The 23,016-nt window shown below is 73.7% G+C and carries 17 protein-coding genes; 11 read left to right on the top strand and 6 right to left on the bottom strand.

Translation table 11 applies throughout. The features are described from left to right. The first annotated feature begins 159 nt into the window (after positions 1-159). From BLW47_RS05495 to BLW47_RS05485, 3 genes are all read left to right on the top strand, one after another. Complete coding sequence (locus tag BLW47_RS05495) at positions 160-2,241, top strand: GTPase domain-containing protein (RefSeq protein ID WP_139307166.1); 2,082 nt, start codon at positions 160-162, stop codon at positions 2,239-2,241. Then, positions 2,238-3,920, top strand: a complete 1,683-nt coding sequence (locus BLW47_RS05490) for a GTPase (protein ID WP_245736372.1) — start codon at positions 2,238-2,240, stop codon at positions 3,918-3,920. Before BLW47_RS05495 ends, BLW47_RS05490 begins: the two co-directional genes overlap by 4 nt. A gap of 65 nt (positions 3,921-3,985) precedes the next feature. Next, positions 3,986-5,212 carry a hypothetical protein gene (locus BLW47_RS05485; RefSeq protein ID WP_091552044.1) on the top strand — a complete coding sequence of 409 codons (1,227 nt, stop codon included), beginning with the start codon at positions 3,986-3,988 and terminating at the stop codon, positions 5,210-5,212. A 70-nt stretch (positions 5,213-5,282) separates the two neighbouring features. Here the strand turns inward: BLW47_RS05485 and BLW47_RS05480 are convergent, their stop codons facing one another. Together BLW47_RS05480 and BLW47_RS05475 are read right to left on the bottom strand one after the other, a co-directional pair. Then, entirely contained in the window at positions 5,283-6,755 is a 1,473-nt protein-coding gene (locus BLW47_RS05480) for a M28 family metallopeptidase (protein WP_217634773.1), read from the bottom strand. Positions 6,756-7,004: 249 nt separating this feature from the next. Beyond that, positions 7,005-7,943 (bottom strand): hypothetical protein, encoded by a 939-nt coding sequence (locus tag BLW47_RS05475; protein ID WP_091552040.1) that lies wholly within the window; start codon positions 7,941-7,943, stop codon positions 7,005-7,007. Positions 7,944-8,570: 627 nt separating this feature from the next. Here BLW47_RS05475 and pdhA point away from each other — a divergent pair. The 6 genes from pdhA (at position 8,571) to BLW47_RS05450 (ending at position 17,798) form a co-directional block, all read left to right on the top strand. Continuing rightward, positions 8,571-9,755 carry a pyruvate dehydrogenase (acetyl-transferring) E1 component subunit alpha gene (gene pdhA, locus BLW47_RS05470; RefSeq protein WP_091552036.1) on the top strand — a complete coding sequence of 395 codons (1,185 nt, stop codon included), beginning with the start codon at positions 8,571-8,573 and terminating at the stop codon, positions 9,753-9,755. Further along, positions 9,755-10,744 carry an alpha-ketoacid dehydrogenase subunit beta gene (locus BLW47_RS05465; RefSeq protein ID WP_091552031.1) on the top strand — a complete coding sequence of 330 codons (990 nt, stop codon included), beginning with the start codon at positions 9,755-9,757 and terminating at the stop codon, positions 10,742-10,744. Before pdhA ends, BLW47_RS05465 begins: the two co-directional genes overlap by 1 nt. 5 nt (positions 10,745-10,749) lie before the next feature. Next, the gene (locus BLW47_RS05460; protein WP_091552636.1) at positions 10,750-12,204 is read left to right on the top strand and encodes a dihydrolipoamide acetyltransferase family protein; all 1,455 of its coding nucleotides are present in this window, start codon (positions 10,750-10,752) and stop codon (positions 12,202-12,204) included. A gap of 260 nt (positions 12,205-12,464) precedes the next feature. Next, the gene (locus BLW47_RS25050; protein WP_175543499.1) at positions 12,465-12,605 is read left to right on the top strand and encodes a hypothetical protein; all 141 of its coding nucleotides are present in this window, start codon (positions 12,465-12,467) and stop codon (positions 12,603-12,605) included. 385 nt (positions 12,606-12,990) lie between these two features. Then, positions 12,991-15,822 (top strand): LppU/SCO3897 family protein, encoded by a 2,832-nt coding sequence (locus tag BLW47_RS05455; RefSeq protein ID WP_139307161.1) that lies wholly within the window; start codon positions 12,991-12,993, stop codon positions 15,820-15,822. Between the two features lie 140 nt (positions 15,823-15,962). Then, positions 15,963-17,798, top strand: a complete 1,836-nt coding sequence (locus BLW47_RS05450) for an NHL domain-containing thioredoxin family protein (protein WP_091552633.1) — start codon at positions 15,963-15,965, stop codon at positions 17,796-17,798. A gap of 45 nt (positions 17,799-17,843) precedes the next feature. On the opposite strand, the gene BLW47_RS05445 is transcribed toward BLW47_RS05450, so the two are convergent. After that, the gene (locus tag BLW47_RS05445; protein ID WP_091552025.1) at positions 17,844-18,593 is read right to left on the bottom strand and encodes a LamB/YcsF family protein; all 750 of its coding nucleotides are present in this window, start codon (positions 18,591-18,593) and stop codon (positions 17,844-17,846) included. 119 nt (positions 18,594-18,712) lie between these two features. On the opposite strand from BLW47_RS05445, the gene trhA reads away from it, so the two are divergent. Then, positions 18,713-19,390 carry a PAQR family membrane homeostasis protein TrhA gene (gene trhA, locus BLW47_RS05440; protein WP_091552631.1) on the top strand — a complete coding sequence of 226 codons (678 nt, stop codon included), beginning with the start codon at positions 18,713-18,715 and terminating at the stop codon, positions 19,388-19,390. Positions 19,391-19,464: 74 nt separating this feature from the next. Here trhA and BLW47_RS05435 read toward each other — a convergent pair whose 3' ends face one another. Further along, the gene (locus BLW47_RS05435) at positions 19,465-19,743 is read right to left on the bottom strand and encodes a DUF6458 family protein (RefSeq protein WP_091552023.1); all 279 of its coding nucleotides are present in this window, start codon (positions 19,741-19,743) and stop codon (positions 19,465-19,467) included. A 114-nt stretch (positions 19,744-19,857) separates the two neighbouring features. Between BLW47_RS05435 and BLW47_RS05430 the strand changes: the two genes are divergently transcribed. Beyond that, positions 19,858-20,439, top strand: coding sequence for a SixA phosphatase family protein (locus BLW47_RS05430; RefSeq protein ID WP_091552020.1), 582 nt, complete (start codon positions 19,858-19,860; stop codon positions 20,437-20,439). A 125-nt stretch (positions 20,440-20,564) separates the two neighbouring features. Here the strand turns inward: BLW47_RS05430 and BLW47_RS05425 are convergent, their stop codons facing one another. Together BLW47_RS05425 and BLW47_RS05420 are read right to left on the bottom strand one after the other, a co-directional pair. Beyond that, positions 20,565-20,825 (bottom strand): DUF6458 family protein, encoded by a 261-nt coding sequence (locus BLW47_RS05425; RefSeq protein WP_091552017.1) that lies wholly within the window; start codon positions 20,823-20,825, stop codon positions 20,565-20,567. A 171-nt stretch (positions 20,826-20,996) separates the two neighbouring features. Beyond that, on the bottom strand, positions 20,997-22,853 hold the full coding sequence (locus BLW47_RS05420) for an acyl-CoA dehydrogenase (protein ID WP_091552015.1): 1,857 nt from the start codon (positions 22,851-22,853) through the stop codon (positions 20,997-20,999). Between the last annotated feature and the right edge of the window lie 163 nt (positions 22,854-23,016).

Genomic DNA, 23,016 nt, shown 5'->3' with positions numbered 1-23,016 from the left:
GTGGACCGGACTCAATAGTGCCACGATGATCCGGGGCGTCAAGTCGGGGTTGAGTGAAGTTGGCGCAACTTCAGCGGCGCGGCGCTCACGCAGAGCGCCGCGACGACCACTGTTCCGGTTGTCTACGGTGCATAGATCGGGCACGCTTTAGCAGTGACCATGCACGGTGAGCCCGCGGCCGAGCCCGGCCGGGCCGTCGTCGTGCCGGACTCTCCGTCCGACGACGGCACGCCCTCCGACGGCGCGCCCTCCGACGGCGCGCCCTCCGACGGCGCGCCCTCCGACGGCGCGCCGGACGCGGCCGCGCGCAGCGGCGCGCCCGCGGCCTCCCCGGAGTCCGTCGCGCCCACCGAGCTGGCCGCACCCACCAAGCCGGACACGCCCACCCAGCCGAACGCGCCCACCGGACCCGGGCTGCCCGCCGCGCTCGCACGACTGCGGGCAGCGGTGGCCGCGGTGACGTACCCGCTGGTGATGCCCTCGGCCGACGAGGCGCGACGGGTCGCCCGCGGCGTCGTCACCCAACTCGACGACTACCTGCTCCCCCGGCTCGCCCGGCTCGACGCCCCGCTGCTGGTGGTGGTCGGCGGGTCCACCGGGGCGGGCAAGTCCACCCTGGTCAACAGCCTGGTCCGTGCCCGGGTGAGCGCCGCCGGCGTGCTCCGCCCCACCACCCGGTCCCCCGTGCTGGTCTGCAACCCCGCCGACTCGGGCTGGTTCCGGCAGGGCGAGCTGCTGCCCGGCCTGACCCGCACCGCCGAGCCGACCGACGAGCCGGACACGCTGCAGTTGGTCGCCGCGCCCGCGCTCGCCCCCGGCCTGGCGCTGCTCGACGCCCCCGACATCGACTCGGTGGTCGACGCCAACCGGGCGCTCGCCACCCAGCTGCTCGCCGCCGCGGACCTGTGGCTCTTCGTCACCACCGCGGCCCGGTACGCCGACGCCGTGCCGTGGGAGCTGCTGCGCACCGCGCGGGCGCGCGGCACCGTCATCGCGCTCGCGCTCGACCGCGTCCCGCCGGAGGCGGCCGACGAGATCTCCGCACACCTGTCGGAGATGCTCGCCGCGAACGATCTGGCAGCGGCGCCGCTGTTCGTGCTGCCGGAGACCGAGGTCGACGGCCAGGGGCTGCTGCCGGAGCCGGTGACGGCCGAACTGCGTGAGTGGTTCGACCGGCTCGCCGGCGACGCCGCCGCCCGGGCCGCGGTGGTGCGGCAGACCCTCGACGGCGCGCTGGCCGCGCTCGTCCCGGCGGTCGCCGGTCTGGCCACAGCCGCCGACGAGCAGGCGGCGGCGGCCGCCACGCTGACCGAACGGGTCCGCGGCGCGTACCGGGGGGCGCGGACCGGGGTCGAGCAGGCGATGCAGGACGGCCGGCTGCTCCGCGGCGAGGTGCTGGCCCGGTGGCAGGAGTTCGTCGGCACCGGTGAGCTCTTCCGGACGCTGGAGGCGCGGATCGGGCGTCTCCGCGATCGCGTGGTCGCCGGGGTGACCGGCCGCCCCGGGCCGGGCCGACAACTGCAGGCGGCGATCGAGTCGCAGCTCGTGACGGTGCTGCGCGAGGCGGCGGCCGAGGCGGCCGAGCTCGCGTACACCGGGTGGCAGGCGCACCCCGCGGGCGCCGCGCTGTCGACCCCGGAGCTCGGCCGCCCGAGCGACGACCTGCCGGACCGGGCCGAACGCCTGGTGCGGGACTGGCAGCGCGACGTGCTGGAGCTGGTGCGCGCCGAGGCCGGCGAGCGGCGGTTCGTGGCGCGCACCGCGGCGTACGCGGTCAACGCGACCGGTCTCGCCGTCATGGTCGCGGTCTTCACGGCGACCGCGTTCATCCCTACCGGCCTGGAGGTCGCCGCGGCCGGCGGCACCACGGTCGCCGCGCAGAAGGTGCTGGAGGCGATCTTCGGAGACCAGGCGGTCCGCAACCTCGCCAACAAGTCGCGCGCCGGCCTGCTCGGCCGGGTCGACGCGCTGTTCGAGGCGGAGGCGGCGCGCTACTCGGCGCGGATCGAGGCGATCGGCGTGACGCCGGCCGCCGACGCCGGGGGCGCCGTGGCGGCGACAACCGACGGGGCGGCGACAACCGAGCACGCGGCGGCAACCGAGCACGCGGCGGCAACCGACGGGGCGGTGATGAGCGTGGCCGACCGGCTCCGCGGGGCGGCGGCCGAGGTCGAGCAGGAGCGGATGCGGGCGCAGCTCACCGAGGGCACACCGCTGACACTGCCGGCAGTGGCGTCGTGACGGGCGTCGTCGGCAAGGTCCGGGACGCGCTGCGCGGCGAGCGGCGGGTCGACCCGGACGCGTTGATCGGGCGGATCGGGGCGATGGAACGCTTCCTGGCGCTGGCCACGGGGCACCTGCCCGAGGAGCGGCTGGTGCCGGCGCACACCCTGGTCGAGCGGGCCGGCGCCCGACTGCGGCTCTCCCGCGACCACACCGTGGTGGCGCTCGCCGGCAGCACCGGCAGCGGCAAGTCGAGCCTGTTCAACGCGCTCGCCCGGCTCGAACTCTCCCCGGTCGGGGTGCGCCGACCGACCACCGGCGTCACGCACGCCTGCGTGTGGGGCCCGCTGGAGGGCGCCAACCAGCTCCTCGACTGGATCGGCGTGATCCCCCGGCGCCGGTTCGTCCGGGAGAGCGCGCTCGACGGCGACGACGAGGCCGCGCTGCACGGGCTCGTCCTGCTCGACCTGCCCGACTTCGACTCCGTGGAGCAGGCGCACCGGCGGGAGGTCGACCGGCTGCTCGGCCTCGTCGACCTGGTCGTGTGGGTGGTGGACCCGCAGAAGTACGCGGACCGCGTCGTCCACGAGAGCTACCTGCGCGAGTTCCACCGGCACCGCGACGTCACCGTCGTCGTGCTCAACCAGGCCGACCGGCTGCCCGCCGCCGAGCTTCCGCACGTCCTCGACGACCTGCGTCGACTGTTGAAGGCCGACGAGCTCGACGGCGTTCCCGTGCTCGCCACCGCGGCGGTCGACCCGGCCGCGACGACGAACCTGCGGGCACTGCTCGAACGCACCGTCGCGGAGCGGCAGGCCGCGCTGCGCCGCCTCGCCGGCGACGTCGACGCGGTCACCGACCGCCTCGGTGACCTCGTCGGGCCCGCCGTGGCCGAGGACGGCGTCGACCGGGCGACCGCGCAGCGGCTCACCGGGGCGCTCGCCGGCGCGGCCGGCGTAGCGGTCGTCGCCGAGGCCGCCGAACGCGCGTACCGGCATCGGGCCGGCGCCTCGACCGGCTGGCCCCTGGTCCGTGGTTGGCGCCGGCTGCGTCCGGACCCGCTGCGCCGGCTGCACCTGCCGCAGCTCGCCGGGCCGGCCGATCCGACCCGTCCGGTGGCCGCCACCTCGATGCCCAACCCGACCGCCGCGCAGCGCTCCGCCGTCGGTCTCGCCGTCCGCGCGGTCGCCGACGGCGCCGGCGCGGGACTGCCCGCGTCCTGGCCGAGCGCCGTCGCCGCCGCCGCGCGGTCACGGCTCGACGACCTGCCCGACGCGCTCGACCGGGCCGTGGCCGGCACGGACCTGGGGCTCGACCGGAAGCCGGTGTGGTGGCGGTTGGTCGGGGCGCTGCAGTGGCTCGTCACCCTCGCCGCGGTGGTTGGTCTCGGCTGGCTGGCCGCCGGGTACGGGCTCCGGGCGCTGGGGCTGCCGCGGCTGGAGTACCCGATGGTCGGCGTGGCGCCGCTGCCCACCGTCCTGCTCATCGGCGGCCTGCTCCTCGGCCTGCTGATCGCGGCGCTGGTGCGGCCGGTGACCGGCTGGGCGGCCCGCCGCGCCGGTCGCCGGGCGCGACAGCGGCTGGAGTCCGCGGTCGCCGAGGTGGGCCGGGACCACGTGGTGGCGCCGGTCCGCGCCGTCCTGCGGTCGTACGCCGAGGCGCGGGACGCGCTGCACGCGGCGAAGTCGCCGGGGTGATCCGGCGCGCGGCGCGGGCCCGGCTGTGCGTGCCCGATCACGGCAACCGGGCGTAGGGTCGATCCATGGCGACGCCCCTGACCCCATACGACGCGGTGCTCGAGGCTGCCCGCGACGTCACCAAGCTCGACTGCGCGCTCGACGCCGAGATGCTCGGCGCGGCGCTGCTGGGCAGCGTCTACGCCGTCGCCGAGCACGACCGCGCCGGCGCGATGCGCGACTTCGTCGGCGGGTTCCTCTCGGCGACCGCCCGCCGGCGCACCGCGGCGGCCATCACGATCCGCAACGTCTTCGCCCACCTGGTGCCGGACGCGCCGGGCGCGGCGGCCGTCAGGGTCGGCGCGTCCGCGCCGCCCTGGTCGCACCAGCTCGGCCGGGTACGGCTCACCGGCAGCTACGCGTACGGCGACGTCTACGGCGACCAGACCTCGTACGTGGCCACGTTCGCGTACGACGACAGCGACGCCGGCGGTCCGGAACACGCCGTCGTGGCGCTGATCGACCACAACATCGGCATCACCAAGGACGTGTACGTCGGCGGGCCGGCCGAGCGGGTCCTCGCGCAGGTGCGCGAGATGTGCGCCTCCGACGAGCTGACCTGGTTCCGTGAGGAGGATCCGGGACGGCTGCGCGGCGAGGTCGACCGGCACCTGGGCATCACGGACGAGCTCCGCGCGCTGCCGGGCCGGGGATCGCTGGCGACCGACCGGGCACTGGTCGGCGCCCGGCTCGCGCTGCTGCCGGCGCCCGCCGGGCCGACCGTCACCGACGAGCCGGAGCCGCTGTCGGCCGACGCGCGCACGCTGCTCGTCCGTGGCTTCCTCGCCTCGCCGGCCGCGGCGCGCTTCGGGCTGCACGAGGTTTCCGAGCCCGACCTGGCCTCGCTGCACTTCTGCCTCAGCCTGGTCCTCGACCACGCGGCGACCCTGCCCGACCCCGACCCGCTGCGGTGGAGCCCGGCCGTCGCCGAGCTCTTCCTGCTCGACTGGGTGCACCGCCGGGCGGTGCTCGACATGGACGACGCCGCGATGCTGCCGCGGGTCGTGCGCGGCTGGGCGGCGTACGCCAGCGAGCGGCGGGGGCTGGCGGAGCCGGCGGCGACGCAGACCGACACCGCGATCGAGGAGATGATCCCGGAGTTCGCCCGCCTCTACGCCACCGGCGAGCGGCGCAGCCCCGCCACCGCCGCGGTCGCGCAGCTCATCGCCGACGGGGTGGACCCCAACGACCCGGCGGCGCTGGATGCCTGGATCGAGGCCAACCGGCACCGCCTGTCGGACGAGCCGGGCTGAGCGGCGCTCGCGCCCGTACGACAGCGGGAGGCGACGCCGTGCGCCGCCTCCCGCCCGTCGGTTCGTCGGGTCAGCTCTCCAGCTCGTGGTCGTGGTCGTGCAGGCCGCCGCCGCCCTGCGCGGGCGCGGTGGTGCCGCGCGCCGTCCCGCTGGTCGGGCCGGTGACGCTCCGGGTGTCGAACGCGTACGTGATGATGGCGTGCGCGACGGCGTCCGACATCTCGTCGATCGCCGCGCGGCTCACGTTGTCGATCGTGTCGCACGCCTGGTGGTAGCAGGGGTCGTACGGCTGCCCGGCGGTGCCGCCGTAGGCCGCCGCCTCCTCGGCGGTCTTCACGCCCTCCGCGCCGGTGAACAGACCGCCGGACGGGATGTCGACGCCGGCCGCGATGAACGGGCCGTAGTCGCTGCGGCCGGAGAACGGCGTCTCGGCGGAGTCGAGCCGCTGGGACTTGAAGTAGTCGTGGAACAGCTTCTCGATCGCGCCGGAGCCGGCCGGTCCGGGCGCGGAGCCGGTGCCGGGCGGGAACGCCGAATTGTCGCCGTCGTAGACGAAGCGCACGTAGTTCGGCGAGCCGATCATGTCGAAGTTCAGGTAAAGCGCGATCTTGTCGCGCTCGGCCTGCGGCAGGTTGGCGATGTAGTGCGTGGAGCCGACCAGGCTCGCCTCCTCGGCGGCCCAGAGCGCGAAGCGCACCTTGTTCTTCGTCGGCACCAGGCGCATCTGCTCGGCGATCTCGAGCAACGCGGCGGTGCCGCTGGCGTTGTCACTGATGCCCGGGCCCTCGGCGACGGAGTCGAGGTGGGCGCCGGCCATCACCACGTTGTTCGGGTTGCCCCAGCGGGACTCGGCGAGGATGTTCTCGGTGGTCGCCATTCCGCGGAAGGTGTCCGCCTGCACCCGCAGGGTCAGCCCGTTCGGGACCTGGGCGACCAGCTCCTGGCCGAGCGCCTGGGTGATGCCGACGGCGGCGATGTCGCGGGTGAAGGTGTTGCCGAGCGTGCCGTTGAGCTCGCCGGTGGTGTTGTTGTAGATGACCACCGCGGCCGCGCCGGCGTCCGCGGCGTTGCTCGCCTTCTGACCGAAGGGGCAGGTGCCCCGGCTGACCAGGACCACGGTGCCGGCGTTGGCCGGCCCGAAGTCGCCGGCGGCGCAGCCGAGCGCGTTACCGGTCGGCACGGTCGCGCGGGCGGTGGCGTCGCCGCTGCCGGAGTAGCTCATGATGCGGTTCTCGAGGTCGCCGGCGGGCGCCGGGGTGACCCGGTGCAGCACCGACGGTGCGTTGGGGATGAAGGTCTGGAACTCGAACGCCTGCCGGGTCACGCGGTAGCCGGCGCGCCGCAGGACCTTCTCCGCGTAGTCGACGGACCGGTCGTACCCGGGGGCGCCGGAGACGCGGTTGCCGCCATTGCGCTCGGCGATCTTCTGCAGTTCCTTCAGGTGTTCCATGACGCCGTTGGCGCTCACCGCCTTGCGCAGCGCCCACGACCTGAGATCGCCGGGGTGCGCCTGCGCCGGCGGCTGCGCCACGACGACTGCCACGCTGACCGCGGTCGCCGTGGCCAACAGGCCTCGACGCCACGTACGACTGGATAGAGCCACACTGCCCTCCGTTCGAGCGTCCGGGGTGGCCGGACTTGATCGACATCGGCGAGCATAGCCACCCGTCACTCCACGATGAACGGGGCGAACGGCGGTCATCGTCGGACCGAACGGGCGGGCGGGCGGCCGACAGGCAGGGCAGTTACCGATCACGATGCCCGTGCCACGCCGCCGGACCGCGCGGTCGGGTCAGCGCGAGCGGTGCGGACGGGAGCGGTGCCCCGTCTTCCCCTTCGCCTTCGGCTGCGACCCGTCCTTTGCACGTGGCTTCACCGTCGGGCGGTGCCGGGCGACGGCGGTCGGCTTGCGTGCGCTCGTCCGGCCGCCCGCCCGGCCGGTCGAGCGCTGCCCGCCGCTGTCGCCGCGCTCAACGGTGACGCGCCGCGTCTGCACCGTGTCGGCCCCGCTCGGCTGCTTGCCGGCGCGCGGGTTGTTGGGGCGCTGGGTCTTCGGGCGCTGGGTCTTCGGCTGCTGCGTCCCGGCACGCTGTTCGGTCGCGTGCCGCGTCCGGTTCCGCTCGGTTCGGGCGCGCTTCTCCGCGCGTTCGTCCTCGTCGCGCACACCGCGCGCCCTGCCGGGCGGGTTCGGCGCGGCGCCCGGGCTGGTCGACCGGCACGACGGCGACGCCGATTCCCGGATCGGCCGCCAGGGCTCGAACGGCGCGGCGGGCAGCACCGGCAGGAGCGGGATGCAGGGGGGCGGGGTCGGGCTGCACGGGCGGCTGCGCCATTCGCACCACTGGCCCGGCTCCTCTGACGCGCCGCCCCGCTCCGGCGCCGACTCCACGGGCCGCTGCGGCGGGGGCGCGTCGTTCCCGCGCGCGGGCTGCGGCGCGGCGACCGGCTGCCGCGCGACGACCGGCGGTCCCGCGGCGACCGGCGGTCCCGCGGCGACCGATTGACTGGCCGCACCGGCGGACGCGACCGGCTGCCGGGGCGCGGCGAGCAGGCCCGCCGGGTCGCCCACGCGTACGACCACGCGCGGGGGCAGCACCGACGGCGGCAGCGGCACGACGACGGGGCCGTCCGACGGCTGCGGGATGAATGGTGTCACGCCGCCGGGCAGGGCGCTGTCGTTGATCGTGGACGATCCCGCGCTGATGGACGCCAGCACGGGCAGCGAGGTCATGACGACGAGCCCCAGGACGATGAGCGCGTAGCGGCGCGTCGGCCCGGCGAGTCCTTCGACGCGGTGGGCCCCCGGGTTCTGACGGTAGGACCCGCGTCCGCCACCGGGCTGCCGGTGGCGCGGTGATGGCGAGGGTAAGGGATCGTCCCCGTGGTCCCGCACGGTTCGACCTCCTCGTCGTCGTGCAACAACGACAGCGGGTGTCCGGCTGTTGCAGGCCAGACCAATAGAGTGGCCTAGTAACCGTCCGTTGGCCAGTCATCTACAGCGTGTCAACGCGACAAGTTTCGTCACCGCGTTGACGCATCTACCCAAATAGGCATACACGTCGCAAAGATCCTCTGGCCCCGATAAATGATCGAGGCCGTACTGTGGGCGGGCTCACCTCCTCTGCGAATATGGACCCGACGGCAACGCCGCCGTGGTTTCCCGCTCCACCAGCGGAAGGCGCGGCACGGGGCCGACGCTCCCGGACCGGATTCGGCCAGAATCCGGTCCACGCCGCGCGGCAACCCCACCGGGCTAGGCGTGGCAGGCGACAGCTCGGACGGCACCAGCCGGCGGGCGCGAACAGCTGCGCGGTCGGGACACCCCCGGGGCCGACGCACACAGGACAGGGAGAGACGGATGGCGAAGGGCGACCGCGGGACGACGACCCGCGGCAGGCAGACAACTGCCCGACCACGGGGGCCGAAAGCGGCGGGCGGGAACGAACCCGAGCTGGTCCAGCTGCTCACCCCCGAAGGTGAGCGCGTGGAGAAGGTGACCGGCCCGGACGGGACCGAGTACACCGTGGACTTCACCGACGAGGAGTACCGCGGGCTCTACCGCGACCTCGTCATCGTGCGCAAGCTGGATGCCGAGGCGACGGCGCTGCAGCGGCAGGGCGAACTGGGCATCTGGGCGAGTCTGCTCGGCCAGGAGGCGGCGCAGGTCGGCTCCGGACGCGCGCTCCGACCCCAGGACATGGCGTTCCCGACGTACCGCGAGCACGGCGTGCTCTACTGCCGCGGCATCGACCCGATCATGCCGCTGGGCCTGTTCCGCGGCGTCGACCAGGGCGGCTGGGACCCGAACGAGTTCAAGTTCAACATGTACACGATCGTCATCGGCGCCCAGACGCTGCACGCCACCGGCTACGCCATGGGCGTCACGATGGACGGCAAGACCGGCGGCGACGACGGTGAGGCCGTCATCGCCTACTTCGGCGACGGCGCCACCTCGCAGGGCGACGTGAACGAGGCGTTCGTCTGGGCCGGCGTCTTCAACGCCCCGATGGTCTTCTTCTGCCAGAACAACCAGTACGCCATCTCCGAGCCGCTCGAGCGGCAGACCCGCATCCCGCTCTACCAGCGGGCCGCCGGGTTCGGCTTCCCCGGCATCCGGGTGGACGGCAACGACGTCCTCGCCACGTACGCGGTGACCCGCGCGGCACTGGACAGCGCCCGGCACGGTCAGGGGCCCACCCTGATCGAGGCCTACACGTACCGGATGGGCGCCCACACCACCTCGGACGACCCCACCCGCTACCGCATCGCGAGCGAGGTGGAGGCCTGGCAGGCCAAGGACCCGATCGCCCGGGTACGCGCCTTCATCGAGAAGCAGCAGATCGCGGACGCCGACTTCTTCGCGGAGATCGACGAACAGGCCCGGCGGGAGGCGGTGGACCTGCGCGAGCGCGTGCTGGCGATGCCCGACCCGCAGCCCGACACGCTCTTCGACCACGTCTACCCCAACGGGTCCCCGCTGCTCGACGCGCAGCGCGACCAGTTCAGCCGGTACCTGGAGTCCTTCGAGGGGAGCGCGCACTGATGGCCACCGAGACCCTCACCCTGGGCAAGGCGCTCAACACCGGACTCCGCCGCGCGCTCGAGAACGACCCCAAGGTCGTCATCATGGGCGAGGACGTCGGCAAGCTCGGCGGCGTCTTCCGGATCACGGACGGGCTGCAGAAGGACTTCGGCGAGAACCGGGTGATCGACACCCCGCTCGCGGAGTCCGGCATCATCGGCACCGCGGTCGGGCTCGCCATCCGCGGCTACCGCCCGGTCTGCGAGATCCAGTTCGACGGCTTCGTCTACCCCGCGTACGACCAGATCGTCTCGCAGGTGGCGAAGATGCACTACCGCTCCCGGGGCAAGGTGAAGCTGCCGATCGTCATCCGGATCCCGTTCGGCGGCGGCATCGGCGCGGTCGAACACCACTCCGAGTCCCCGGAGGCGTACTTCGCGCACACCGCCGGGCTGAAGGTCGTCTCCTGCGCCTCGCCGCAGGACGCGTACTGGATGATCCAGCAGGCGATCGCCTCCGACGACCCGATCGTGTTCATGGAGCCGAAGCGGCGCTACTGGGAGAAGGGGCCGGTCGAGCTGGACGCCCCCTTGACCGGCGCGTACCCGCTGCACTCCGCCCGGGTCGTGCGGCCCGGCTCCGACGCGACCGTGCTCGCGTACGGTCCGATGGTGCGCACCGCGCTCGACGCCGCGACGGCCGCGGCCGAGGACGGTCGCGACCTGGAGGTCATCGACCTGCGCTCGCTCTCCCCGCTCGACCTCGGGGTGGTCTACGAGTCGGTCCGCCGGACCGGCCGCTGCGTGGTCGTGCACGAGGCCCCGTCCAACCTGGGCCTGGGCGCCGAGGTGGCGGCCCGGATCACCGAGGAGTGCTTCTACTCCCTGGAGTCGCCCGTGCTGCGGGTGACCGGCTTCGACACCCCGTACCCGGCCGCCCGGCTGGAGGAGGAGTACCTGCCGGACCTCGACCGGGTGCTCGACGCCGTCGACCGCGCCTTCGGGTGGTGACCGGGATGTCGCGGATCAAGGAATTCCCGCTGCCGGACCTCGGGGAGGGGCTCACCGAGGGTGAGATCCTGAGCTGGCTGGTCAAGGTGGGCGACACGATCGAGCTCAACCAGCCGATCGTGGAGGTCGAGACGGCGAAGGCGGCGGTCGAGATCCCGGCGAAGTGGGCCGGGCAGGTACACGCGATCTTCCACCCGGAGGGCACAACCGTCGAGGTCGGTACCCCGATCATCGCGATCGACACCGACCCGGGCGCCGGTCCGGTCGGCACGGACGGGGCGGCCGCGGCCGGCGACCTGCCGACGCCGTCGGCCGCGTCCCTGGCGGCGGTCGAGCTGGCGCCCGCCGAGGGCGCCGTCGAGCCCGGCCTGATCGGGGGCCCGGCCCCCGGCGGCCGCACCGCGGTTCTGGTGGGCTACGGCCCCCGCACCACGGCGGCCAAGCGCCGCCCGCGCAAGACCCCCGCCGAGCCGGCGCCCGCGCCGCGCGCGGCCGGTCTTGCGGTGACGGCGCCCGACAGGCCCGCCGATCCGCCGACGAGCCCGGCCCCACGGCTGCCGGATCGCCGGACCGGGGCGGGGGTGCTGGCGAAGCCGCCGGTACGGAAGCTCGCCAAGGATCTCGGCGTCGACCTGAGTACGGTGACCGGGACGGGGCCGCTCGGGTCGATCACCCGGGAGGACGTACAGGCGGCGGCCGCCGGCCCGGCGACCGGGCCCGCCCCGAGCCGCGCCGTCTCCGTCGCGCCGTCCTTCGACGGCGGACGCGAGCAGCGGATCCCGGTGAAGGGGGTACGGAAGCTCACCGCGGAGAACATGGTGGCCTCGGCGTTCAGCGCGCCGCACGTCACCGAGTTCCTCACGGTCGACGTGACCCGATCGATGAAGGCGCTCAACCGGCTGCGGGCGCTGCCGGAGTGGCGCGACGTACGGGTCTCGCCGCTGCTGCTGGTCGCCAAGGCGGTCCTGCTGGCGGTCCGCCGCCATCCGATGGTCAACTCGACCTGGGCGGGCGACGAGATCGTCGTCAAGGAGTACGTGAACCTGGGCATCGCGGCCGCCACCGAGCGTGGGCTGATCGTGCCGAACATCAAGGACGCCGGTCGGCTCTCCCTGCGGGAGCTGGCGGACGCGATGACCGGACTGGTGCAGACGGCGAAGGCGGGTCGGACGGCTCCGGCCGACATGTCCGGCGGCACGTTCACGATCACCAACGTCGGGGTGTTCGGCGTCGACACCGGCACCCCGCTCCTGCCGCCCGGAGAGTCGGCGATCCTGGCCTTCGGGGCGGTGCGCGAGATGCCGTGGGTGCACAAGGGCAAGATCCGCGCCCGGCAGGTGACGACGCTCGGCCTGTCGTTCGATCACCGGATCATCGACGGCGAACTGGGCTCGAAGTTCCTGCGGGACGTCGGAGCGTTCCTGGCCGACCCCGAGGCGACGCTGCTCGCCTGGACCTGATCGCCACCGCGACGCGCCCGGCCGGCGTGTCCCCGCAGCCTGCGGGGACACGCCGGCCGTTCTCTTGTCGGCCGCCACCGGCCCGGTGACCCTCCCGGTCGGCAGGTAGAACCTTCAGCGCTACCCGAGGTCTAACTTTAGATTATTCAGCGCGTGGCCCAACTCACCTAATAATCGATGGCGGACGCGGCGTCAATCCGGTCTAATGGACCCAGACGACACGACAGGCCGACAACCGGATCGGCACCAGGGAGCACGCCATGAGCACCATGATCGACCGCCTCCGCACCCGTCGGGACGCCACCCGCCGTGCACGTGCCATCGAGCGCGCGCTGCGTTCCGCTACGTCGCCCGCTGTGCGCGACGAGATCCTCCTGATCGCGCAGCGCTACTACGGCTGAGCGGTCCGCACCGCCGGATCGCAGGCTGCCACAGCGCGCCGCGGTCCGGCGGCCACCAGACCAACCCTCCCTCCAGATCGATGACCCGTCCGGGCTGCCACCCGGGCGGGTCATCGGCATTTCTGGACGGCTGACACCGGGATTCCTCCGACGAACGGGGACCGGTACGGTTGGCGTCGGTCACATCCGGTCTCCCCCGAACCGCGTAGTCGGAGCTTCGCAACGGCTCAGGGGCCGCCCGGTCGGTGACCCGCCCCTCGAACGAACGGTCATCGACAGTTACGTTCGAGGAGCGCGCACGGCCGATTCGCCGGCGTCGCTGGCAACCAGGCCAGAGAGCCGGAGCGAAATCGGCACGGCCAGATATGTCATGGAGGAGGCGCACATGACGTCCGAGGGCCTGCAGCACCCGGGTCAGGAGCCGGACGAGGCGGCGCCGGGCAGCGGCGGGACGCCGTACGGCGGGACCGCCCCACGCACCGCGGAGCAGCCACCCCCGCAGGGCGACGAGGGCTCGGCGAACCGCGGCACCTGGACCCCGACGGCCCCGACCGGCTGGGAGCCCCCGCCGCCGGCCGTCGTGCGGTCCGCCCCGGTCGCACCGTGGCCGGCCCCGCCCGCGGCGGCCGGTCCGGCCGACCGCGAGCCCCCGGCGACCGCACGGACCAGCTCGGGCTTCCCGCCCGACTGGGCCGCCTCGCCGCCCCCGTTCCCACCGCCGACCGGATCGGCGAGCGTGCCATCCGCCACGGCCGCGGCGCCACCCGCGCCGCAGCCCCCGCTCGCCGCCGCCCCCGAGCGCGACCGCGCGTCCTTCGACGAGCCCGCCGGGGAGCGGAACAACACCTGGCCACCGGTGGACAACACGTGGCCGCCCCCGCCGGGCGCGGCCGCCCCGCGACAGAACGCCTGGGCCGCGGTCGCCGCCGATCCGGAGCCCTGGCCCGCCAGCGAGGCCTGGGGCACCGCCCAGCCCGCGGCGCGGCCGCACACCGACGACGACCCGAGCCCGGCCCCCATCGACGAGGCGACGGCTCTGCCGCCGTCCCGCGAGGGCGCCGTGGAGGCTCCCACGCCGGACGCCGCCGCCCAGCTGCCGCAGCGCAAGCCGGCATCGTTCGAGCCGGCCTCCTCCGGGCCGGAAGCCACCTGGTCCGAGACGCCGCGGTCCGAGCCGGAAGCCACCTGGTCCGACACGCCGCGGTCCGAGCCGGAAGCCACCTGGTCCGAGCCGGTGCGGTCGGAGCCGGTGCCGTCGGAGCCGGTGCGGTCGGCACCGGTCCGCCCGGTGCCCGGGCCGGACGCGTCGAACGGCCGCGAAGCGACGCCGTTCGGGTCGCGCCCGGACGCCGCGGGCCCGTCCGCGACGTGGCAGGAGCCGTCCGCGAGCTGGCAGGGGCCGGCCCAGCCGGAGCCGGGACCGGAGCCCGCCCGGGGTGAGGCGCCCGGCTATCAGCCCGCGCCCGCGCCCGTACCCTTCGCGGGGCCGGCTCCGCTGCCGCTGCCCCCGCAGGAGGTCCGCGTCCCCGGTGCCGCGCTCGCGGCGTCTCCTCCCGAGGACTACGCGCCGGCATACCCGCCGCACCCCGCCGACGACGCCCCCTACCGCGCGGCCGTGGCGCCCCAGGCGCCGGAACCCGGCGGGCAGGAGCGCGAGCCGCAGCCGTTCGCCCCCACGGCCCAGGAGCGGCCGCGGCAGGACTTCGAGACCCCCGAGTACGAACGCGCCCCGCAGAGCTTCGAGGCCCGCGAGTACGAACGGACGCCGCAGGGCTACGAGGCCCGCGAATACGAACGCGCCCCGCAGGACGTCGAGGCCCGCGAGTACGAACGGACGCCGCAGGGCTTCGGGGCCGGTGCCCGGGAGCGCGAGCCGCAGCCGTTCGCCCCCACGGCACCGGAGCGGCCGCGGCAGGAGTTCGAGACGCCCGAGTACGAGCGCGCACCGCAGGGCTTCGAGCCGGCGCCGGCGCCGGAGCGGGGGTCGGCGGGACAGGCGGTGCCGCATCCGCGGGAGTCGGCCGAACCGCAACCGGCGGCGTCGGCGGCGGCCCCGGTCTCGCCGGCGCAGCCGGTGCCCGTGGAGGCGGGACACGGCGCGGTGGGCCGGGCGGTCTCCGCCAGCGCGTCCGTCCCGGCGACGAGCCGGGTGACGCCCCCCAGCGACCACGTACCCGCAGCGGCCCCGAACCCCCAGCCGCGGGTCTACGGCCGCCGCGCCGCGCCCGAGGCCGTCCAGGACGAGGACCAGAACGGGTACGGCCCGGCCACCGTGCCGCCCGCCTTCGGCGGCACCACGCCGCGCCCCGCGAGCGCGTCGGCCCGGGTAGCGCCGCCGCCCACGTCGGCGCCGCCGGCGCCGCCGGTGTCAGCGCCGCCGGTGTCAGCGCCGCCGGTGTCAGCGCCGCCGGTGTCAGCGTCACCGGTCTCGCCGTCGCCGGTGTCGCACGTGCCGGTTCCCGCCCCGGCGGCGCCCGCCTACGATCCGGCGGTGCACGGGCAGCGCTCCACCGCACCGGTCTACGGCGACCTGATCGACCACGTCGCCCCGACCAGCCCGGCGAACGCACCATCGCGCCCCGGCGGTTACGGCGATCCCGAGCCGGGTGGCCACCCGGGCTACGGCGCCCCCGGTCCCGGCGGTCACCCCGGCTACGGCGCCCCCGGTTCCGGCGGTCACCCCGGCTACGGCGATCCCGGCGCCGCCACCCGCCCCGGCTACGCGCCGTTCCCGCCCGACCCGGCGGGAGGACACCCCGGCGCCCGGGGGCAGTCCGGAGCGGCAGCGTCCCCGCCGATCACCGCCTGGAGCACGACGAACGAGGACGATCAGGGTCGCTTCGACGCGTTCAGGCCCGAGGAGAGCGCGAAGCCGGCGCAGGAGTCGACCGCCGAGCCGACGCCCCAGGTGCGCAACGGCCGGGTGCTGCTCGCCGTGCTCACCGTGGCGGTGCTGCTGCTGGTCGTGCCGCTGGGCATTGTCTGGCTGGTCACTCGCGGCGGGGACGCGGGGTTCGACCCGAAGGTCGGCGACTGCGTGAAGCAGGCCGGCGCGCAGGCGCAGGCGGCCGACTGCGGCGACCCCGGGGCGTTCTCGATCGTGTCCAAGGTCGACAACAAGGACCAGTGTCCCGACCCCGGTCAGCCGCACGTGATCGTGACCGGTAACAACGGCAAGGACCAGGTGCTCTGCCTGAAGGCCGCGGCGGCCGGATAACCCTGGAACCCGCGTCCGCCCGACGCCCCTCGGCGCCCCCGCGCCGGGGGGCGTCGGCGTGTCAGGCCGTTTCTCGGGTGGGTGACGACCCGGCCCTCTCTGCGCCCATCAGCGTTGGCAGACTGGACCGCATGACGGACATCCGCACCGCCCGCGTTCGGGCACCCGAGCTTCGCGGCCGAGGCTGGCTCAACACGGGCGGCAAGGATCTGACCCTCGCAGACCTGCGCGGCAAGGTGACGATCGTCGATTTCTGGACCTTCTGTTGCATCAATTGTCTGCACGTGCTCGACGAGTTACGGCCGCTGGAGGAGGAGTTCGGGGACGTGCTCGTCGTCGTCGGCGTGCACTCGCCGAAGTTCGAGCACGAGCGTGACCCCGACGCGCTCGCGGCGGCGGTGGAGCGCTACGGCGTCGCGCATCCGGTGCTCGACGACCCGGACCTGCAGATGTGGCAGCAGTACGCGGCGAAGGCGTGGCCGACGCTCTCGGTGATCGACCCGGAGGGCTACGTGGTCGCCTCGATGGCCGGCGAGGGCCACGCCGAAGGGCTGGCGCGGCTGATCACGGAGCTGATCGAGACGCACGAGGCGAAGGGGACGCTGCACCGCGGCAGCGGGCCGTACGTCCCGCCGGCCGAGCCGGAGACGGCGCTGAGGTTCCCGGGCAAGGCCGTGGCGCTCGAGGGGGGCGGGTTCCTCGTCACGGACTCCGCCCGGCACTCGGTGGTCGAGCTCGCCGCCGACGGCGAGACCGTGGTGCGGCGGATCGGCTCGGGGACGCGGGGCCGCGCGGACGGCGCGTCGGCCGAGTCGTCCTTCTCCGAGCCGCAGGGCCTCTGCCTGCTGCCCCGGCAGACGGCCGAGATCGCCGGGTATGACCTGGTCGTCGCCGACACCGTGAACCACCTCCTGCGGGGCGTGCGCCTGGCCACCGGCGAGGTGCTGACGGTGGCCGGCACGGGGCGGCAGTGGCGCTCCACGGTCGACAACCACCCGCACGACGCGGTCTCGATCGACCTCTCCTCCCCCTGGGACGTCGCCTGGTACGACGACCGCGTGATCATCGCGATGGCCGGCATCCACCAGCTGTGGTGGTTCGATCCGGTGAAGCGGACGGCCGGGGTGTACGCCGGGACGACGGTGGAGGCGCTGCGTGACGGTCCGCTGCCGGACGTGTGGATGGCGCAGCCGTCAGGCCTGTCCGCCTCGGCGGACGGCCGGAGACTGTGGGTGGCGGACAGCGAGACGAGCGCGCTGCGCTACGTCGAGGACGGCGCCCTGCACACCGCGGTCGGGCAGGGGCTGTTCGACTTCGGTCACGTGGACGGGCCCGCGGCGGAGGCGTTGTTGCAGCATCCGCTCGGGGTGTGCGCGCTTCCGGACGGCTCGGCGCTGGTGGCGGACACCTACAACGGCGCGGTGCGCCGCTTCGACCCGACCGCCGATGCGGTCTCCACCGTCGCGGACGGGCTGGGCGAGCCGAGCGACGTGGTGCTGGGCCCCGAAGGTGAGGTTCTGGTCGTGGAGTCCTCGGCGCACCGGCTGACCCGGCTCGCGCCGGGCGCGCTCTCGGCGGCAGGGGCGAGGACGGTGACCGGGCAGCGGCACCGCACCGAGCGACCGCCCACGGAGCTGGCCGCCGGCGAGGTGACGTTGGAGATCGTCTTCACGCCGGCGCCGGGTCAGAAGCTGGACGACACGTTCGGGCCGTCCACCCGGCTGGAGGTGTCGGCTTCCCCGCCCGAGCTGCTCGTCGAGGGGGCCGGCTCGACCACGGAGCTGACCCGCCGGCTCGTCATCAACCCGGCGGTGTCCGCGGGGGTGTTGCAGGTGGTCGCGCAGGCCGCCACCTGCGACGCCGACGTCGAGCACGCCGCCTGCCACCTGACGCGGCAGGACTGGGGGGTGCCGGTCCGGGTCACCGACGCCGGCACCGGGCGGCTACCGCTGATCCTGCGGGGGCTCGACGCCTGAGCCGCGGCGGCGCCGGCCGCCGAGACGAAGCCCGGCGCGTCCGGTCTAGGCGAACGGCGCCGGGTCCAGGCCGGCATCGACCAGGGCCGCGCGCACCTGCCGGGCGATCGTCACGGCGTCCGGGGTGTCGCCGTGTACGCAGATCGACTCGACGCGGACGGGCACGATCGGCCCGTCGACCGAGACCACCTCGCCGTCGACCGCCATCCGGAGCGCCCGCCGCGACACCTCGTCGGGGTCGGCGACCAGCGCCCCCGGCGCGGTGCGCGGCACCAGTCGCCCGTCGGGCAGGTACCCGCGGTCGGCGAAGCCCTCCGCGACGGCGCGCAGCCCGGCGCCGGTAGCGAGCTGGGCGAGGACCGAGCCGGGCTGGCAGAGCACCGGCAGCGTCCGGTCGTAGTCGACGACGGCGGCCACGACGGCGGCGGCCTGCAGCTGGTCGACGGCGGCGGTGTTGTATAGGGCGCCGTGCGGCTTCACGTACCGGACGCGGGCGCCGGCTACCCGGCAGAAGCCGTCGAGCGCGGCGATCTGGTAGAGCACGTCATCGCGGAGCGCGTCGTACGCGTACTCGATCCGCCGCCGGCCGAAGCCGGCCAGGTCCCGGTAGCCCACCTGCGCGCCGACCGCGACGCCGCGCGCGGCGGCGTCGGCGCAGATCCGCCGCATGGTGGAAGGGTCGCCGGCGTGGAAGCCGCAGGCGACGTTCGCCGAGGTGACGACGTCGAGCAGGGCGGTGTCGTCGCCGAGCTGCCAGATGCCGAAGCCCTCGCCGAGGTCAGCGTTGAGGTCCATGCCCTCGCACGGTAGTGCCCGCGGCGGCGCGCGACCGGACTGCACGGCGGAGCGGGAAAGGGGGACGCGTGAGCCGCTTCACTACTGACGAGTAACCTACGGTGCCGTAACCTGAGATGGTGACGACCCAAGCCCCCCTTCGCCTGAAGCCGGTCGACATCGGCAAACCCCGAATGCGCGGCTGGCTGCACACGTACGCGTTCTTCGTCGCTCTGGCGAGCGGCATCGTGCTCTGCTCGCTCGCCGCGACTCGGCCCGGCGTCGCGCCGTTGGTCAGCTGCGCCGTCTACAGCCTCACCGTCTGCGGGCTCTTCGGCACCAGCGCCCTCTACCACCGCCGGGTGTGGTCGGAGCGCGGCTACCAGATCATGCGGCGTCTCGACCATTCGATGATCTTTGTGTTCATCGCCGGCACGTACACGCCGTTCTGCGTGCTGCTGCTTCCCCAGCGCGGTGCCACCACCCTGCTCGCCCTGGTCTGGGCCGGCGCGGTCGGCGGGGTCGCGATGAAGCTGGTCTGGCCGCACCTGCCGCGCTGGGCCGGGGCCCCGCTCTACATCGCGCTCGGCTGGGTAGCGATCGCCGTACTCCCGGACATCCTGCACCGCGGCGGCGTCACCGCGCTGGTCCTGCTGATCGTGGGCGGCGCCGTCTACAGCGTCGGAGCGGTCTTCTACGCCCTGCGCCGCCCCAACCCGTGGCCCACCGTCTTCGGCCACCACGAGTTCTTCCACGCCTGCACGCTCGTGGCGGCGCTCTGCCACCACATCGCGATCTACTTCGCGCTCTACGCCTGACGCACCCCGGTCAACGAACGGGGTCGCGGCGCGCCGTCGCGCCGCGACCCCGTCGTGGATCGTGCCGGGATGGATCAGACGGCGTTCCCGGGGCGGCGGACCTCCCGGTACTCCTCCACCACGCGGTCCGTCTGCTGCGGCGCCACCACGCGGCGCTCCTCGACCGGAACCTGCGTGACGACGGCACGGCGCCGGTTCTGCCAGAACCACATGGTGAGGATCAGACCGACCACGCCGGCGAGCATGAGCACCCAGCCGACCACCTGCACGTCGAGGAAGCCCAGGTTCGCATCGACCGCGAAGGCCAGAATCGCGCCCAGGGCGATCAGGAAGATGCTCCCACCGATGCCCATTCGTTCCTCCTTGGCTACCGGCTGGCTCCTTCCGCCAGCCCTGGCCGCTTACGAGGTTGCGGCGGTTCTGGAGTTACCCATGTGCTTCGGCTTTCAATCAGGCAAGCTGGCGCTATGCCGGAACGCACCATCGTGCTGCTGCGCCACGCGAAGGCGGAAAACCCCGACGGGATCGCCGATGCCGATCGTCCGCTGACCGCGCGCGGCCACGCCGACGCCGCCGCGGCCGGCGCGTGGCTCGCGCACAGCGGCCACCTGCCCGACCTGGTGATCTGCTCCCCCGCCAAGCGCACGCGGCAGACCTGGCACGGGGTGGCGCTGGCGCTGGCCGAGGCGGTGACGTCGGCGGAAAACCCGGCCGAGTCCTCCATCGCGTCGGCGACGGACCCCGACATCGCGCGCGCGACGGGGTCGTCGCCGGTCGTGCGGTACGAGGACAAGGTCTACAGCGGCAGCGCCGAGGACCTGCTGACGCTGGTACGCGACGCGGACGAGAGCGTGTCGGCGATCCTGGTCGTCGGGCACAACCCCGCGATCTCGCAGCTCTCCGCGCTGCTCGACGCCGCGCTCACGCCCGACTCGGACGGGCTGCGCACGAGCAGCCTCGCCGTACACCGTTTGAACGGCTCCTGGCGGGAATGCGGTCCCGGTGCGGCGTCCCTGCTCGCCTCCCACACCGCCCGAGCGCCCGGCTGAGGCGCCGGCCGCCCGCAGCGGCCCGTCGTGGCCGGGCAGCGAACGGCCGGCCACGCGTCACGCGGCCGGCCACAAAAGCGCCCCGGCGGGCCCGGAACGGGCAGCCGGGGCGGGACGTGCCCTGCTCAACAGGGCGGTGTCGGCGGCTCGGCCGGAGGTGGGCAGACCTGAGCCGGGTGAGCCAACTTGTTCTCCTCGACAATCACCGTACGTGCCCGGCGACGGCGGTCGTTCCAGAACCAGAGCACGGAAAACAAGATCGTGGCGCCGGCCAGGATCAGGACCCAGCCGACCGTGTGCACGTCGAGCCACCAGACGTCCGCGCGGATCGCGAACGCCAGGATGGCGCCGAGTGCGATGAGGAAAATTCCACTACCGATGCCCATCGCGTAGCACTCCTTGTCGCGGTCGCTCCAAGTTGTGCGTTCCCTACTAGGCCTACCCCCGCCCCCTGGCGCCAAACGATCAGCGGCGGCCCGGGCCCTTGACGGCGGAGCGGCCGGCGAGCAGATGCTCGCCGGCCGCTCGGCCGAACCCACCGCGGCAGTTCGGTGGGATCAGAAGGCGTCTTCGGAGAGGTCCATCAGGTCGAGGTTGCTGGACTCGATGATCCGCCGGTCGGCGCCGATCCGCGGCAGCACCTCGTGGGCGAAGAAGCGGGCCGCCGCGACCTTGCCCTCGTAGAAGGACTTGTCGGCCGGGGACACCTCGCCGCCCAGGGCGCGCAGCGCCACGTCGGCCTGCTTCTGCAGCAGCCAGGCCACCACCAGGTCACCGATGGCGAGCAGCAGGCGCCGGCTGTTCAGGCCCACCTTGTACAGCGAGCGCACCTCGCCGGCCTGGACCTCGCCCAGCCACCCGGTGAGCACGCCGAGGATGTTCTGCACCTCGGCGAGCGCCTTGCCCAGCGCCGCCCGCTCCTCCTTGAGCTGACCGTTCCCGCCCTCGGACTCGATGAACGCCTGGATCTCGCCGGCCACGGTCATCAGGGCCTTGCCGTTGTCCTTCACGATCTTGCGGAAGAACAGGTCGAGGCTCTGGATCGCGGTCGTGCCCTCGTACAGGGTGTCGATCTTCGCGTCCCGGACGTACTGCTCGAGCGGGTAGTCCTGCAGGAAGCCGGAGCCGCCGAACGTCTGCAGCGCCTCGTGGCCGAGCAGCTCGTACGCCCGCTCGGAGCCGACGCCCTTGACCAGCGGGAGCAGCAGGTCGTTGACCCGCTTGGCCAGCTTGGTGCCCTTCTCGTCACCCGCGGCCTCGGCGATGGCGACCTTGTCCTGCCAGGTCGCCGTGTAGCAGACCAGCGCGCGCAGACCCTCGGCGTACGACTTCTGCAGCATCAGCGAGCGGCGCACGTCCGGGTGGTTGGTGATCGTGACCCGCGGCGCGGTCTTGTCGGTCGACCGCAGCAGGTCGGCGCCCTGGACGCGGTTCTTGGCGTACTCCAGCGCGTTCAGGTAGCCGGTGGAGAGGGTTGCGATCGCCTTGGTGCCGACCATCATCCGGGCGTACTCAATGATCATGAACATCTGCCGGATGCCGTCGTGCACGTCGCCCAGCAGCCAGCCCTTGGCCGGCACGCCGTGCTCGCCGAACGTGACCTCGCAGGTGTTCGAGACCTTGATGCCCATCTTGTGCTCGACGTTGGTGACGAACGCGCCGTTGCGCTCGCCCAGCTCGCCGGTCTCCTCGTCGAAGTGGAACTTCGGCACGACGAAGAGCGACAGCCCCTTGGTGCCCGGGCCGCCGGCACCCTCGACGCCGACCGGACGGGCCAGCACGTAGTGGACGATGTTGTCCGAGAGGTCGTGCTCACCGGAGGTGATGAAGCGCTTCACGCCCTCGATGTGGTACGAGCCGTCCGACTGCGGGATCGCGCGGGTGCGACCGGCGCCCACGTCCGAGCCCGCGTCGGGCTCGGTGAGGACCATCGTCGAGCCCCACTGCTTGTCGATGAAGAGCTTCGCCCACTTCTTCTGCCGCTCGGTGCCCTCGACGTGCAGCACGTGGGCGAAGGACGGGCCGGAGGCGTACATCCAGATGGGCGCGTTCGAGCCGAGGACCAGCTCGGCGATGGACCACCACAGCGCGCGCGGGGCGTTGGTCCCGCCGAGCTCCTCCGGCAGGTCCATCCGCCAGAACTCGGCGTCCATGAACGCCTTGTACGACTTCTTGAACGACTCCGGCAGCGGCGCGGTGTGCGTCGCCGGGTCGAAGACCGGCGGGTTGCGGTCGCTGTCGACGTAGCTGGCCGCGAGGTCCTCGCGGGCGAGCCGGTCAACCTCGGCGAGGATGTCCCGGGCGGTGTCGGTGTCGAGTTCCGAGTACGGCTGCTGGCCGAACGTCCGGTCGGCACCGAAGACCTCGAAGAGGTTGAACTCGAGGTCACGGAGATTGCTCTTGTAGTGGCTCATGCTCGCTGGCCCCCGCTTTCGGGCAGGTGTTACCGGTCAGTAACGTCACTATATTACTGGCCGGTAGCCTGCGACAAGTGATCGCCCCGAGTCGCCGGGATCACATCTGTCACCCTGCGGGATGATCTCGGGTTTACCGGCGAACGTGAACGGTTATTCGCGT

The organism is Micromonospora pattaloongensis, assembly GCF_900107255.1.
GTDB classification, from domain to species: Bacteria; Actinomycetota; Actinomycetes; order Mycobacteriales; family Micromonosporaceae; genus Micromonospora_I; species Micromonospora_I pattaloongensis.
Note: the sequence above shows the minus strand (reverse complement) of the source record. Positions and strands in the feature narration are given on the sequence as shown.

What these genes read in the sequence shown, in the direction of transcription:
- BLW47_RS05460 (WP_091552636.1), top strand. Translation starts at nt 10,750, where the DNA reads ATGTCGCGGATCAAGGAATTCCCGCTGCCGGACCTCGGGGAGGGGCTC.
- BLW47_RS05425 (WP_091552017.1), bottom strand. Translation starts at nt 20,825, where the DNA reads ATGGGCATCGGTAGTGGAATTTTCCTCATCGCACTCGGCGCCATCCTG.
- pdhA (WP_091552036.1), top strand. Translation starts at nt 8,571, where the DNA reads ATGGCGAAGGGCGACCGCGGGACGACGACCCGCGGCAGGCAGACAACT.
- BLW47_RS05430 (WP_091552020.1), top strand. Translation starts at nt 19,858, where the DNA reads ATGCCGGAACGCACCATCGTGCTGCTGCGCCACGCGAAGGCGGAAAAC.
- BLW47_RS05465 (WP_091552031.1), top strand. Translation starts at nt 9,755, where the DNA reads ATGGCCACCGAGACCCTCACCCTGGGCAAGGCGCTCAACACCGGACTC.
- BLW47_RS05435 (WP_091552023.1), bottom strand. Translation starts at nt 19,743, where the DNA reads ATGGGCATCGGTGGGAGCATCTTCCTGATCGCCCTGGGCGCGATTCTG.
- BLW47_RS05485 (WP_091552044.1), top strand. Translation starts at nt 3,986, where the DNA reads ATGGCGACGCCCCTGACCCCATACGACGCGGTGCTCGAGGCTGCCCGC.
- BLW47_RS05420 (WP_091552015.1), bottom strand. Translation starts at nt 22,853, where the DNA reads ATGAGCCACTACAAGAGCAATCTCCGTGACCTCGAGTTCAACCTCTTC.
- BLW47_RS25050 (WP_175543499.1), top strand. Translation starts at nt 12,465, where the DNA reads ATGAGCACCATGATCGACCGCCTCCGCACCCGTCGGGACGCCACCCGC.
- BLW47_RS05445 (WP_091552025.1), bottom strand. Translation starts at nt 18,593, where the DNA reads ATGGACCTCAACGCTGACCTCGGCGAGGGCTTCGGCATCTGGCAGCTC.
- BLW47_RS05455 (WP_139307161.1), top strand. Translation starts at nt 12,991, where the DNA reads ATGACGTCCGAGGGCCTGCAGCACCCGGGTCAGGAGCCGGACGAGGCG.
- BLW47_RS05495 (WP_139307166.1), top strand. Translation starts at nt 160, where the DNA reads ATGCACGGTGAGCCCGCGGCCGAGCCCGGCCGGGCCGTCGTCGTGCCG.
- BLW47_RS05475 (WP_091552040.1), bottom strand. Translation starts at nt 7,943, where the DNA reads ATGACCTCGCTGCCCGTGCTGGCGTCCATCAGCGCGGGATCGTCCACG.